The organism is Paenibacillus sp. FSL H3-0333, from assembly GCF_038002805.1.
Taxonomy (GTDB): domain Bacteria; phylum Bacillota; class Bacilli; order Paenibacillales; family Paenibacillaceae; genus Paenibacillus_AQ; species Paenibacillus_AQ silagei.
Map to the genome: position 1 here is coordinate 2,217,835 of NZ_JBBODG010000001.1, position 14,906 is coordinate 2,232,740.

Sequence of the window (14,906 nt, forward strand, 5' to 3'; positions counted from 1 at the left end):
TGGATAATAACAGATGTGAGTTATTTAATGTGCCGATTTGTCAGATTCCTGTTCATTGGACAGGCCCAGAATCTCGATCAGCTTGAAGAGCAGGGCGAGCACCATACCGACGATAGTCGCCAGTGCCATGCCTTTCAGCTCTACACCGCCAAGCTTCAGCGAAATGCCGCTGATGCCGACCACCAGGACGAGCGTAGCCAGAATCATGTTGGTGGCTTTGGAGAAATCGACTTTCTGTTCAACGAAGATACGCAGACCCGACGCCGCAATAACACCGAACAGCAGCAGGGATACACCGCCCATAACCGGCAGCGGAATGTTGGCAATGACCGAGGAGAACGTTCCGGAGAACGACAGCACGATGGCGATTACAGCAGCCCCCGCGATAACATATACCGAGTACACCTTGGTCAGAGCCATAACGCCGATATTCTCACCATAGGTTGTATTAGGCGTAGAACCCAGGAACCCGGAGAGTACTGTTGAAATCCCGTTACCCATCAGTGAGCGGTCCAGTCCCGGGTCCTTGGTCAGATCCTTGCCCACGATATTGCTGGTGACCAGCAAATGGCCGATATGCTCCACAATGACCACAAGTGATACAGGAATAATAGTCAGAATGACCTGCCAGTTGAAGGATGGGGTAATGATCGTGGGATGCGAGAGGAAGCTTGCTTGAGAGATGGCACCAGTATTCACCTCACCCAAGATATAAGCGAGTACATAACCGGTAACAATACCGATGAGGATATGAATGATTTTGGGGAAGCCGCGGAACAGCACGGAGCCGAGCACGGTAACACCCAGCGTGACGAGCGACAGGGTAATGGCTTTGCCGTCAGGCGTCCAGTCGGCGGTGGCCACACCCTCAGGAGCAATCAGTCCGGCCATGCGTGCGGCTACAGGTACAAGCTCCAGTCCAATCGTGGCCACAATCGCTCCCATAACTGCCGGAGGGAATACAATATCAATCCAGCCGGTACCGGCATAACGTACAATTAAAGCCACAAGAATGAATATAACACCAGTTACGATAAAAGCGCCCAATGCAAGCGAATATCCGCGCTCATGGTCGCCGGCATGCTCTTTCAGCACAAGCAGCACCGGAGAGATGAAGGCGAAGCTTGAACCCAAATAGGCGGGGATTTTGCCGCGGCAGATCAGAATGTAGAGCAAGGTGCCGATACCGTTCATCAGCAGGATCATGCCGGGATCTACCCCGAACAGGTTGGGAACAAGCACGGTGCTGCCGAACATGGCGAACAGATGCTGAAGACTCAGGAGGAAGCCCGGGCCCCAAGGGAGTCTTTCGTTAACTTGAATTTCGCGTTGCAATGGAGTTCACTTCTCTTTCTGATCTAATTTGATTTGACAATTCTTATTTATATAAAAAACCGCCTTTACTAGATTAAATAGAACAGCGGGTTTTTACAACAACATTTTTATCCGTGCCACAAAATTGTCTTTTCTTGACCCTTTCCCTGACAGGAATACCACGCTATGGCAAGTGTTGACGGAATCCCTCGTAAGCGTCATAATTATAGACAACTTTAACCTGAGCGCAATGCAGCCGGGAACGTATGGAACCTGCAAATTCTGCATGCTTGCAGGTTCATTTTATTATAGAAGGGAAACGGATACGACGAGAATGGGCATAGAGCAACTAACCGAAAAGGCTGGCGCCTATATAAAAGAAAAAGATCTTCTCCGCATCCGTGAAGCTTATGAATTCGCCGATCAGGCTCATCACGGGCAGGTACGGAAGTCGGGGGAGCCATACATTCTGCATCCGCTGGCGGTCGCAGATATTGTCGTCAATATGCAGATGGATGTCATATCCATTATTGCTGCGCTGCTGCATGATGTTGTGGAAGATACGACGGTGTCCCTGGAGCAGATCCGCACGAAATTTGGCGATACCTGCGCCATGCTGGTAGACGGCCTGACCAAGCTGGAACGCATCCGCTTCCGCTCCAAGGAAGAGCAGCAGAACGAGAACTACCGCAAGATGTTCATCGCTATGGCCCAGGATATCCGGGTGATCGTGATTAAGCTGGCGGACCGTCTGCATAATATGCGTACGCTCAAATACCAGTCTGAAGAGAGTCAGCGCCGGATTTCTTATGAGACGCTGGAGATCTTTTGTCCCATTGCGGACCGGCTGGGGATCTCTGCGATCAAGTGGGAGATGGAGGATATTGCACTCCGTTATCTGAACCCGCAGCAGTACTACCGGATTGCGAATCTTGTACACAAGAAGCGGGCAGAACGCGAGCAGTTCATTGACAGTGTCATCGGCCGCATCCGCGCCAAGCTCGATGAAATGGGCATCGAAGGCGATCTCTCGGGACGCCCGAAGCATATCTACAGTGTCTATAACAAGATGAACACGAAGAACAAGCAGTTCAACGAGATCTATGATCTGCTGGCTATCCGCATTATCGTCGACAATATTAAGGATTGTTATGCCACTTTGGGCATTATTCATACGCTTTGGAAGCCGATGCCTGGCCGTTTCAAGGACTATATTGCTATGCCCAAGGCGAACATGTATCAGTCTTTGCATACAACCGTAGTAGGTCCGGGAGGAGAGCCGACGGAGGTTCAGATCCGCACCTGGGAGATGCACCGCACGGCCGAATTCGGGATCGCCGCCCACTGGGCGTATAAGGAAGGCAGCAGCAACAACAACGTCAATCCCGAGAACCGGATGCCGTTCTTCCGCGAGATTCTGGAGCTTCAGCACGAAGCCAAGGATGCCGAAGAATTTGTAGAATCGCTGAAGATGGACTTTTTCTCTGATCTGGTCTTCGTATTCACGCCTAAGGGTGAGGTAGTGGAGCTGCCTGCCGGCTCGGTGCCGCTGGATTTCGCGTTCCGCATTCATACCGAGGTCGGGAACCGGACAATCGGCTCCAAGGTGAACGGGCGTATTGTTCCGCTTGACCATAAGCTGAAGACCGGGGATATCGTGGAGATTCTGACTTCGAAGAATTCTTACGGTCCAAGCCGCGATTGGCTGAAGATTGCCCAGTCCTCACATGCGCGGAGCAAGATCAAGCAGTGGTTCAAGAAGGAGAAGCGCGAGGAGAACGTGGAGAAGGGCCGGGAGGCCATCGAACGCGAGCTGAAGCGCCTGAACGTGGAGGTCTCTGACTGGCTGACGGAGGACAAATTGTCCGAGGCTGCGAAGAAGTTCGCCTTCAATGATGTGGAGGATATGCTGTCAGCGGTCGGCTTCGGCGGGATTACCGCAGCGCAGATCGCCTCCAAGCTGACTGAGAAGCTGCGTAAGGACCAGGAGGAGGCCGCAGGCCATCTGGAGCTTACCTCCGAGATGAAGGCGATCAAATCCAGCGGAGAGAAGCGCAACCAGCCGACCAACGGGGTCCGTGTCAAGGGGATCGACAATCTGCTGGTACGCTTCGCACGATGTTGTAATCCTGTGCCGGGCGACGATATCATCGGATATGTGACCCGTGGACGGGGCGTATCGGTACACCGTGAGGATTGTCCGAACATTCCGAATGAGATGGACGGGGAGGAAGCAGCCCGTGTAATCGAAGTGGAGTGGGAAGGCAGCATGGAGGCTAATTACAGCGTCGATATTGAGATTACCGGCCATGACCGCAACGGGCTGCTGAATGAAGTGCTGCAGGCGGTATCGGAGAGCAAGACCAATATTTCAGCGGTCACCGGGCGCTCCGACAAGAATAAGATGGCGATGATCCATATGACAATTCTGATCCGCAATACCGATCACCTGCAGTCTGTGGTCGACAAAGTGAAGCGGGTCAAGGATGTATATACCGTTAACCGCATCATGCAATAAGGTACTAAGGCAAGGAGCTGAAGGATAGATGAGAGTCGTTGTGCAGCGCTGCAAGAACTCCAGTGTGACGGTGGACGGAGCAGTGACCGGAGCGATTGGAGAGGGCCTGCTGCTGCTGGTCGGCGTAACCCATGAGGATACAGAGAAGGATGCCAAGTATTTGGCTGACAAGGTTGCCGGACTGCGGATTTTTGAGGATGCGGCCGGTAAAATGAACCATAGTGTGACGGAGGCCGGCGGGGCCATTCTGTCCGTCTCCCAGTTCACGCTGTACGGGGACTGCCGCAAGGGCAGACGCCCTAACTTCATGGCGGCAGCGGCTCCGGCTGAGGCAGAGCGGCTCTACGACTACTTCAACCAGATGCTGCGTGCCGGAGGGCTACAGGTTGAGACCGGCGTGTTCGGAGCGATGATGGATGTCGCCCTGACCAACTGGGGACCGGTTACGCTGCTGCTGGACAGCAAGGGTTAGGATTAGAGCCGGGCAGACGCCGCTATAAAGGACGCAAAGCCGTTTCCACTTGATAAGATACATCACGGGACTCCACAAGGTGGGGTCTTTTTTGCTTCTAGTTAACCAAGCGGGATAGCAGCAGCCCTGGCTGGATAGACTATGAATGATGCACCATTATTCAAGTGCGGGGAGCAAGCAGAATGAGACAAGCACCAAAAGCATGGATGTGGAACATGATTCAGGCCCACGTGGCCGGGTCGATGACCGAAGCCTCAGCGACAGCCAAGGAAGCCGGGGACCCGAAGGAACCGCAGGGACTCCAGCGTAGAGGCCGCGGTCTTTTGCCGCGTACCTAACTGGAGCGAAGGTATGCGGGGAGTGGATTTTTTTGAAAATATAAGAATGTATAGGTTTCACGCTATCCATTATCCTTCTATTTCTCGCTTAAACGGTACCGTCCTGTAAAAGGACGGCAAAGTCGTTTCCACTTGGCGCGTAGGCATTAGGGACGGTACAGAATTTACGGGAAATGCTTAGGCTTCGTTATAAAACGGGGGAATGAGGGTAATAGATTGACGAGACGACAGCAGCCCTAGAGAGGAGATATGGATCTCATGAGTAAAGTAGCTTTTCTACTCGCCAATGACTTTGAAGATTCTGAAATGAAGGTTCCTTACGAAGAAGTTCTGCAGGCAGGACATCAGGCAGAAATCATCGGTCTGAAGAAAAATGAGACCCTGCTCGGCAAAAAAGGAAGCGTATCCTATGCCGCCGATAAAGCGATCAGCGAGGTCACGGCTGCAGAGTATGATGCGATAGTCATTCCGGGCGGATCTTCGCCGGAGAATCTTCGTCTTGACCCGGATATTCTGCAATTCGTGAAGGATGCTGACCGTGCAGGCAAGCCGATTGCCGCGATCTGCCACGGCCCGCAGATTCTGATCAGCGCTGAATTGCTGCAAGGCCGCACACTTACCTCCTATCCGCCGCTGAAGGATGATCTGATCAATGCCGGTGCGGAGTTCAAGGATGAAGAGGTCGTCGTAGACGGCAATTACATTACTTCACGCACACCCAAGGATGAGCCCGCTTTTGTGCGTGAGCTGCTTAAGGTGTTGTAATACAAGAAATACATGCATAACCCGTTTGGCATAATACAACTTTATGGGAGGGATTTACAATGACTAGAAGAATCCAAGCCTATTTCAGTACAGAAGATGCAGCGGAAGGTGCTAAGACTTCTTTGATTCCTTACGGTGTAGAGGGGATTGAGGTATCGGCGTTAACGGACCCTTTGGATAATGGAGTAAATAACCGGCGCAACATTCTGATCCCGCTGGGTTCCACCAATACCGCTTCAACAGGTGCCGGAGGCGTATACGCTGCCGGAGGTGCAACAGGTATGGGGTCCGGGGCGGCCATTGTTCCGGCAGTTGCGGCAGAGGATGATCTGAAACGTACGGATGAAGTACGCGCCGATGAAGTACGCACGGAGGGCGAAGTGCATAGAGGGGAAGAGCTGACAAGCAGTGACCTGGAGCACTTGCATTATGTGATGGATCTCAAGGTAGCCGAGAATCATTACAACGAGGTTGTAGAGGTTCTGCGCGGCAAGCAGGCCTATGTGGAGATTTTTGATTAAAAGGGACCGCGGTTCCCGCCGGTATACATTTCAGCTCCAGCCCTCCGTTATGGAGAGGCTGGAGCTGTTTTATATGCAGAATAAAAGGCGAGGACAGCGTCATAGATATAGACAGGAGCTGGGGGATGGTGTAACCTATGGATTAGCATGACAGCGGGAATTTGGACGGCTTGGTGAAACGCTTTCTTTTCTGTAATGCAACTGTAACACTACATTCATGATTCCTTAATATAGCGTGTTTATAATAGAAGCATGACCCCCTTTTTTATAATATATGATGATGGACCTGCAGCAATCGGCTGCAGGTCACTTTTTTATTTTTAGGGTTGGCGAAAGAGTGAGTGCCAGCAGAGTGAAGCGGACTGAGAAGCGCCTATTTGTCCAAAAACCGTTATTTTGAGGCAGACGCGGACTGACATTCCGTTATTAGGCTGATTTGAGCGATTAACGAGGCATATGTAGGTGCATAGCGGAATCTGAGTCCGCTTAAGCTGAGAATGAGGAGTTTTTGCCCCAATAGCGGTATTTCAGTCCACTTGGCTGAAGGAACGCTGGCTCGTGGCAGCTTATTTTATTCAATCCTTGACTTTAGCGCAGTGGTTCAGTAGAATCTAACAGTATAGGTAAGTTTATATTGTTTTGATGACGGGACCAAGTAATCCGTAACCCACAACCCCAGAGAGGAATCCCGCAGATCATGGCTGTCGTCCAGGTAAGGAGGACCGCACGCTGATCCGCAAGGCTGTAAGGATTCTGTTGATGAACGGACGAATGACCTCCCCGAGAACGCACGGCGAACGCAGGCAGCAGGATTGCCTACAGTCAGTAGCCGATTGCGCGTAGGCGGGCGTTAACCGCTTAGAGCGGAGCTTACGCAGAGCAAGTTGCTAAGCCCGGAATGTGGGTGGTACCACGGGTGAATTATTGGTTATGATAATCCCTCGTCCCTGTTTGTAATTGAACAGGGATGAGGGGTTTTTTGCTGTTTTAAGGGGTTATTTTCAGGAGGGATAGACTGTGGCTAAAGAAAGATTTGAAAAACCAACAGGTACACAGGATGTGCTGCCGGGTGCAGTAGAGAAATGGCAGGTTGTGGAGGCTAAGGCCAGAGAGCTGTGCCGCCGCTTCAATTACCGGGAGATCCGCACCCCGCTGTTCGAGCACACCGGGCTGTTCGAGCGCGGAGTCGGCGAAACAACGGATATTGTAGAAGGTGAGATGTATACCTTCAAGGATAAGGGCGACCGCGATCTGGCGCTGCGTCCCGAAGGGACAGCAGGCGTGGTACGCGCGTATGTCCAGAACAAGCTGTACGGGGAGCCGGATGTCAGCAAGCTGTATTATATCGGACCGATGTTCCGTTATGAGCGTCCGCAGGCCGGCAGATACCGCCAGTTCCATCAGTTCGGCATCGAAGCGTTCGGCGCGGTGGACCCGGCGATTGATGCTGAAGTCATCTCGCTGGGATACCAGTTCTACATTGATCTGGGGCTGAAGGATGTGCGGGTAGAGCTGAACTCGGTCGGCAATGCGCCGAGCCGTGCGGCTTACCGCGAGAAGCTGCTGGATTTCCTGAGACCGATGAGAGAGAGCCTGTGCAGCGACTGCCAGCGGCGGATGGAACGCAACCCGCTGCGCGTGCTGGACTGCAAGGTTGATCAGGACAAGTTCGGCGGTGCACCTTCTATTCTGGACAGCCTGGATGAAGAGTGTACAGAGCATTTTACGAAGGTGAAGGGGCATCTGGATGTGATGGGTGTGGAGTACAGCATCAACCCCCGCCTGGTGCGCGGCCTTGATTATTACACGCATACAGCGTTTGAGTATAAAGCGGCAGGCATTGGCTCTATCGACACGGTGGGCGGCGGCGGCCGGTACAACGGTCTGGTCGAGGAGATCGGCGGGCCGGATCAACCGGGCATCGGGTTCGGGATTGGCCTGGAGCGGATTCTGCTGATTCTGGAGAATCAGGGTGTGGCGCTGGAAGCGGCGAAGCCGCTGGATGTGTACTTCGTCGCATTAGGTGAAGCAGCAGATCTGGAGATCACGAAGCAGCTGTTCCGTCTGCGCAGTCTTGGATTCTCTGCGGAGCGCGATTACCTGGGACGCAAGATGAAGGCACAGATGAAGTCGGCGGACCGTATGTCAGCCCGTTATACGGCGATTCTTGGTGAAGACGAGCTGAATAGCGGCGTCATCGCACTGAAGTCGATGGAGACCGGCGAGCAGCGGACTGTGAAGCTGGACGAGCTGGCAGAGGCGCTGATTCAGAATTAGGCGAAAAGGCAAGCATATGTAATTTTAATCATGAAGGGGTAGGATAAAAGATGACCAGAAGCCATAACTGTGGACAATTAACGACAGCAAGTATCGGTGAGACAGTAACATTGAACGGTTGGGTGCAGACCCGCCGTGACCTTGGAGGGGTGCTGTTCATTGATCTGCGCGACCGGACAGGGATTGTACAAATTGTATTCAACCCTGACTATTCCGGAGAAGCGCTGCAGATTGCCGATAAGGTCCGCAGTGAATACGTGCTGTCCGTGACAGGTACGGTGGTTAAGCGCGATGAGGAGACCGTTAACCGCAACCTGCCGACCGGTGAGATCGAAGTACAGATTACAGACATCGAAGTGCTGAATGCGGCCAAGACGCCTCCATTCTTCATCGAAGACGGAGTGGAAGTAGACGAATCCCTGCGTATGAAATACCGTTACCTGGACCTGCGCCGTCCGGAGATGCACAAGACGCTGCTGCTTCGTTCCAAGTCGGCTAAGATCTTCCGCGATTTCCTCGACAATGAAGGCTTCATCGATGTAGAAACGCCGATCCTGACCAAAAGCTCACCGGAAGGCGCACGCGACTATCTCGTGCCAAGCCGTGTGCATGAAGGAGAATTCTTCGCGCTTCCGCAGTCGCCGCAGATCTATAAGCAGCTGCTGATGGTTGGCGGCATCGAGCGTTATTACCAGATGGCCCGCTGCTTCCGCGATGAAGACCTGCGCGCTGACCGCCAGCCGGAATTCACGCAGTTCGATATTGAGACCTCGTTCATGCCGCAGGATGAGCTGCTGGCGATGATGGAGAAGCTCATGCAGCGCCTGTTGAAGGAGACGGTGGGAGTAGAGGTGTCCGCACCGTTCCAGCGGTTGACCTATGCCGAAGCGATCGGCAAATACGGCTCCGACAAGCCGGACCTGCGGTTTGGCCTGGAGCTGGTAGAGATGAATGATATTGTTGCTGAGAGCGGTGTGAAGGTATTCGCTTCCGTGATTGAGAAGGGCGGAGAAGTGAAATGTCTGAACGCTAAGGGCTGCGGTACATGGACCCGTAAGGAAATTGACGATCTTGGACCATACGCTGCACGCTACGGCGCCAAGGGTCTGGCCTGGATTCAGGTCAAAGACGGCGAGTTCAAGGGACCGATTGTGAAGTTCTTCTCCGAGGAAGAAATCGCTGCCGTGAAGGAGCGCACAGGTGCCGAGGATGGCGACCTGCTGCTCTTCTCCGCTGACACCAAGAAGGTGGTAGCCGATGTGCTTGGCGCCTTGCGTCTGAAGATCGGCCGCCAGCTTGGTCTGATCGACGACAGTGTGTTCAAATTCGCCTGGGTAACGGAATTCCCGCTTCTCGGCTACGATGAGGACCAGAAGCGTTATGTGGCTGAGCATCACCCGTTCACACGTCCGATGGACGAAGACCTGCATCTCTTCGATACCGATCCTGGCGCCATCCGTGCACAGGCGTATGATCTGGTGCTGAACGGCTACGAGGTGGGCGGCGGTTCCCAGCGTATCTACAAGCGTGACGTTCAGGAGAAAATGTTCAATGCACTCGGCTTCTCGCAGGAGCTGGCCTATGAGAAATTCGGCTATCTGATGGATGCCTTTGAATACGGCACGCCTCCGCATGGCGGCATCGCGTTTGGCTTCGACCGTCTGATTATGCTGCTGGCGGGCCGCACGAACCTGCGTGAGACCATTGCCTTCCCTAAGACGGCAAGTGCAACGGACCTGCTGATGGATGCCCCGTCCCCGGTGGATGCGGGACAGCTGGAGCAGCTGCACATCAAGCTGGCACCGAAACCGGAAAAAGAAAAGAAATAAATCAACTATGGACTGACGGGGCGCACCAGGAGAGCATAGTGACGTCCCGGAAGCCTTGCCCAAGGAGGCTGACATCATGCTGAATCAGTTCTCGCGTACGGAGCTGGCGATCGGGCCGGAAGGCCTGGCGATCATGAAGAACAGCACAGTAGCTGTGCTGGGGATCGGCGGAGTTGGCGCTATGGCAGCGGAAGCGTTGGCCCGGACCGGAATCGGCCGCATTATCCTGATTGATAAGGATTCGGTCGATATTACCAACATCAACCGCCAGCTCCATGCGCTGACCACGACCATCGGCCAGAACAAAACCGATCTGATGGTGGACCGCATCAAGCTGATTAATCCGGACTGCGAAGCGATTGCGCTGAATATGTTCTATACCGAAGAGACGTATGAGGAGCTGTTCAAATACAAGCTGGACTATGTGATTGACGCTTCGGATACGATTATCTATAAGATTCACCTGATCAAGGAATGTCTGGCCCGGAAGATCCCGCTGATCTCCAGCATGGGAGCGGCCAACAAGATGGACCCGACCCGCTTCCAGGTCGCCGACATCTCCAAGACTACCATGGACCCGATTGCCCGGGTGATCCGCACCAGACTGCGTAAGGAAGGCATCAAGAAGGGTGTGAAGGTGGTCTTCTCCACCGAGAAGCCTGTGAAGCCGCGCGAAGATGTGACGGAGCAGATTGTGCCTGCGAATGCGCCGGACCGGCGCAAGGCGAAGCAGCCTCCGGCCAGTACTTCTTTTGTCCCCCCTGTAGTCGGCCTGATTATGGTCAGTGTAACGGTACGGGATTTGCTCGAAACGGGCGGCATAACATTTGAATGAATTCTATCAGGTAAAAGGGTGTGTAGCCGGCTTCCGGCTATATGCCCTTTTATTACGGTATGTTTTGGGGCCCCCGCAAAGTACCTGAGTAAACATCGAAGCAGACCCTCACTTTGTGGGGATATTTTTACGGTATGTTTTGTGGAGAGATATTTGACATCCTATGAGAAGAACTTAAGTGGAGGTTGTTACATGAAATCGAATATTTGGCGGAATAGCGTGGGAATGGAGCCGGGCGACAACTGGAAGCAGGAATGGGCGGCCGGCATCCTGTCGTATTTCGCTTCGGTATATATTGTAATGGTTAACGCGGCGATCCTGGCCGATGCAGGCATGCCGCTGCGGGCCGGGATGGTTGCCACGCTGCTGACAGCGGTCACAGGCTGCCTGCTCATGGCGTTTGGCGGCAAAACGCCGATTATCGTGGTCCCGGGTATGGGGATCAATGCCTTTTTCACCTATACGCTGGTGCATTCCATGAAGCTGGACTGGCGTGAGGCGCTGGCCGTGGTAGTGGTGACCGGGGTGCTGTTTGCCATTGTGGCCTTCACCTCGCTCTACCGCATTCTTAGCGACGCGATTCCCCATAATCTGCAGCATGCGATCACAGTTGGCATCGGGCTGTTCCTGACCTTCATCGGCCTGCAAAAAAGCGGGATTGTCATTGCTCACGCCACCACCTTCGTCGCCATCGGGCATTTCAGTGATCCTGCGGTCATTACCTCGGTGGTGACGCTGCTGCTGGCGCTGGTGCTGTTCATCCGCGGCACACGCGGCGGTCTGCTGATCAGTATGCTCGTGGGCACAGGGCTTGCCTATCTGCTGGGGGCCGCTCATGCGCCGAAGAATACCGAGCCGGGGCATGTGTTCAGCGGTTATGGCAGCGTGTTCGCCAGTATGGACTGGAGCGGATTCGTCAGCCTCGTCTTCTGGATTGCCGTCTTCCTGCTGCTGCTGATTGTGGTGTTTGAGAATATCGGCCTGATCTCTTCCCAGACACTGATGGCAGGACGCCCGGAACGCTTCAAAAGCTGTCTGCGGGCGCTCTCGCTCGCCAACATCGCGGCAGGTCTGTTCGGCAGCAGCCCGGTGGTCGCCGCTGCCGAATCCACCGCCGGGATTGCGGCAGGGGGACGCTCCGGCTTAACCTCACTCGTCACCGGCCTGTTGTTCGGCGCGACCTTCCTGTTCATCCCGCTGCTGGCTTATGTGCCGGACAGCGCGATTGCGCCGATTCTGATCGTGATCGGCGGGCTGATGGTGCAGAGTGTGCGCGAGATGGATCTCGGCGACATGACGGAGCTGTTTCCGGCGTTCCTGGTCATGGTGATGATTCCCTTCACCTACAGCATCGTGGACGGCATGGCGTTTGGCTTCATCACCTATCCGCTGGTGAAGCTGGCTACCGGCAAAGGCAAGGAGGTTCCTCCTGCCTTGTATGGTATTGCCGGACTGTTTATTGCGAACTTCGTGCTGCATGCGCTGATGGGCTAACGGCAAAGGGGGAAGGGGGAAGCACCCCTTCTCTCATCCGCTTGTCCTCCGCGTGGACAGCAGTTTGAAAAATATGGCTTTCCCCGCTCTGCTGTGTTATGATGGACAGCTCACACAACTTTTAGGAGGTAACTGAAATTGGAAGACAACTTTCAAAGTGCCTATCAAGAGGAAGAAGACAGGCTGAACCACGTGCTGACAGAGATTGATTCCACCCTTGAGCGATTGCGTTCAACACCGGTGTACACAGGACACGATTATACCGAGCAGGTGCTGGAGGACTCCAGGGAACAGAAGCGCAAAGATCTTGCCAAGCTTAGGCAGGAGCCTTATTTCGGACGGCTTGATTTTCAGGGCAATGACGAGGAAGACCGCAAGGCACTGTATATCGGCAAAATCGGCGTAGACCGCGAGCAGGTAAGCGACCGTCCGCTTGTCATTGACTGGCGGGCCCCGGTGGCAAGCCTGTTCTATTCTTTTACCGGAGGAACGGAAGCCGCCTCGTATGAAGCGCCGGAGGGGCTGATCGAAGGGCTGGTCTATCTCAAGCGCAACGTGGTGATCCGCAAGCAGATCCTGGAGCGGGTGGCGGATACCTATAACCGTGACAGCGACGCACCGGCGGTATCGGATGAATTCCTGGTCTACCGGCTGGGGGAGAACAAGGATAACCGGCTGCGGGACATCGTCTCCACGATTCAGGAGGAGCAGGACAAGATTATCCGGGCGGCCAAGAATACGGCGCTGATCATCCAGGGGGTCGCGGGAAGCGGCAAGACCACCGTTGCGCTGCACCGGCTGGCGTTCTTATTGTATCAATACAAGGAGCAGGTCTCGGCGGAGAAAATGATTATTTTCGCCCCGAACCGCATGTTCCTGGACTATATTTCGGATGTGCTGCCGGAGTTGGGCGTCGGCAATATTGCCCAGAGCACGTTCCCGGACTGGGCGGCAGAGGTGCTGGGTGTGGACTTGCCGGAGCAGGATGCTTCGGAGGTCATGAGCCGCTGGTTCGAGACGGCGGGAGCGATGCCGGTCATCACGGAGGAGACCCCCGGGCGCTTCAAAGGCTCAACGGTGCTGATGAGCGTCATTGAATCCAGCGTCAAGCTGCTGGAGACCAGTGCTGTGCCGGAGGGCGATTTCAGCCCTTGGGACGGGGCGGTGCTGAGCCGCCAGGTGATTCTGCGCTGGCACAATGAGGAATACGCACCGTATCCTCCGGCGAAGCGCAAGGAGCGCGTCATGGCGCGGCTTCACCGCTGGATCGAGATGGAGCTGAAGAAGAGCCCTTCAGCGGCGGCGCTGAAGGAGCGCAAGAAGAAGGGCGCGGCCCGAGAGAAGGCCTACAGCGCCAAGTGGCCGAAATACGAGCCGCTCGCCATCTATAAGCAGATCTTCCGGGCGGCGAAAGTGCCGGAGGACTGGCCGGCGGCAGCACCGGAGGAGATTCCGCCATCCGTGCTGAAGGAGACCGTCAAAGAGCTGAAGAAGGGGATTCTACGCGAGGAGGATCTTCCTCCGCTGCTCTATATCCATTATCTTCTAAACGGTAACGAAGGTACTGTGCGCTTTGACCATATCGTGATCGATGAAGCGCAGGATTTCTCCCCGTTCCAAATTGCCGTACTGGATCTGTATGTGAAGGGGCATTCCTTCACCATTCTGGGTGACCTGTCGCAAGGCATTCACGCCTACAAGGGAGTGCATGCCTGGAGAGAGATGCAGACGCTGTTCGCCGAAGAACACACTGCATACCATGCACTTACCCGAAGCTACCGCTCAACGATGGAAATTATTGAGTTCGCTAACGGCATTCTGTCCACGGGCGTCGGCAGCGAGCTGCTGGCTGTGCCGGTCTTCCGCAGCGGGAATCCTGTGCGGCTGATCTCCTATGAGGAGGATGTGCTGCCGGGAGCGGCGGCTGCTGCATCGGCGGACCAGCGGCTCAGCGCGGTCAAGAGCGCGCTGGCGCAGCTCTCCGGGCGCGAATACCGCACGGTGGCGGTATTGACCCGCAGCCTGCGGGAAGCCTCTCTACTGTACGCTGAGCTCGCAACGCAGTTCGAGGATCTTCATCTAATTGACGGCAGCATCACGGAATATCTCGGCGGCTTGTCGATCCTGCCCGTCTACTTGTCCAAGGGACTGGAGTTCGATGCCGTCATTCTGGCAGACGCAGACAGCGCCCATTATGGAGCGGCGGCCTGGGATGCGAAGCTGCTGTATGTGGGCTGCACACGTGCCCTGCATGAGCTGTGGCTGCTGCGGGGCGGCGAATTGCCGCCTTACGTTCAACTGAACGCAGAGGAGAGCGTCTCCGGCTGGCCGGAGCCAGAGGTACAATAGGCCGAGAGAGACAGCGTCAAGCGGTCCCGGAAACCGAACCAGCGGCAATCCGTCTACGATCCGGTACAACGGTTGAGCGGTTTGGCGAAACAGATCCGCCGAACCGCCGATGCGCCGCCAAAACCGCCGAACCACCGATGCGTCAATAAGCGCAAAGGCAAGTCGGGCTCTTTACGGACCGTAGCGCCCTTATT

11 protein-coding genes are annotated in these 14,906 nt (G+C 54.8%); 10 read left to right on the top strand and 1 reads right to left on the bottom strand.

What is annotated here, in order from left to right:
- Positions 1–24 precede the first annotated feature (24 nt).
- Entirely contained in the window at positions 25–1,335 is a 1,311-nt protein-coding gene (uraA, locus tag MHH78_RS09940) for a uracil permease (protein ID WP_341167291.1), read from the bottom strand.
- 313 nt (positions 1,336–1,648) lie between these two features.
- On the opposite strand from uraA, the gene MHH78_RS09945 reads away from it, so the two are divergent.
- From MHH78_RS09945 to MHH78_RS09990, 10 genes are all read left to right on the top strand, one after another.
- Positions 1,649–3,832: a RelA/SpoT family protein gene (locus tag MHH78_RS09945; RefSeq protein ID WP_036732347.1), complete on the top strand. Its 2,184-nt coding sequence runs from the start codon at positions 1,649–1,651 to the stop codon at positions 3,830–3,832.
- A 28-nt stretch (positions 3,833–3,860) separates the two neighbouring features.
- On the top strand, positions 3,861–4,304 hold the full coding sequence (dtd, locus tag MHH78_RS09950; protein ID WP_341167292.1) for a D-aminoacyl-tRNA deacylase: 444 nt from the start codon (positions 3,861–3,863) through the stop codon (positions 4,302–4,304).
- 182 nt (positions 4,305–4,486) lie between these two features.
- On the top strand, positions 4,487–4,642 hold the full coding sequence (locus MHH78_RS09955) for a hypothetical protein (protein ID WP_209872300.1): 156 nt from the start codon (positions 4,487–4,489) through the stop codon (positions 4,640–4,642).
- Positions 4,643–4,900: 258 nt separating this feature from the next.
- On the top strand, positions 4,901–5,407 hold the full coding sequence (locus MHH78_RS09960) for a type 1 glutamine amidotransferase domain-containing protein (protein ID WP_036732345.1): 507 nt from the start codon (positions 4,901–4,903) through the stop codon (positions 5,405–5,407).
- A 59-nt stretch (positions 5,408–5,466) separates the two neighbouring features.
- Complete coding sequence (locus MHH78_RS09965) at positions 5,467–5,928, top strand: hypothetical protein (protein WP_036732344.1); 462 nt, start codon at positions 5,467–5,469, stop codon at positions 5,926–5,928.
- 1,017 nt (positions 5,929–6,945) lie between these two features.
- Positions 6,946–8,205, top strand: coding sequence for a histidine--tRNA ligase (hisS, locus tag MHH78_RS09970; RefSeq protein ID WP_076081671.1), 1,260 nt, complete (start codon positions 6,946–6,948; stop codon positions 8,203–8,205).
- Between the two features lie 50 nt (positions 8,206–8,255).
- A complete protein-coding gene (gene aspS, locus MHH78_RS09975; protein WP_341167293.1) occupies positions 8,256–10,034 on the top strand; it encodes an aspartate--tRNA ligase in 1,779 nt (592 codons plus the stop codon).
- A gap of 76 nt (positions 10,035–10,110) precedes the next feature.
- Positions 10,111–10,869: a tRNA threonylcarbamoyladenosine dehydratase gene (locus tag MHH78_RS09980; protein WP_036732338.1), complete on the top strand. Its 759-nt coding sequence runs from the start codon at positions 10,111–10,113 to the stop codon at positions 10,867–10,869.
- Between the two features lie 192 nt (positions 10,870–11,061).
- The gene (locus tag MHH78_RS09985; protein WP_341167294.1) at positions 11,062–12,363 is read left to right on the top strand and encodes an NCS2 family permease; all 1,302 of its coding nucleotides are present in this window, start codon (positions 11,062–11,064) and stop codon (positions 12,361–12,363) included.
- Between the two features lie 138 nt (positions 12,364–12,501).
- On the top strand, positions 12,502–14,712 hold the full coding sequence (locus MHH78_RS09990) for a HelD family protein (protein ID WP_341167295.1): 2,211 nt from the start codon (positions 12,502–12,504) through the stop codon (positions 14,710–14,712).
- The last annotated feature ends 194 nt before the right edge of the window (positions 14,713–14,906 follow it).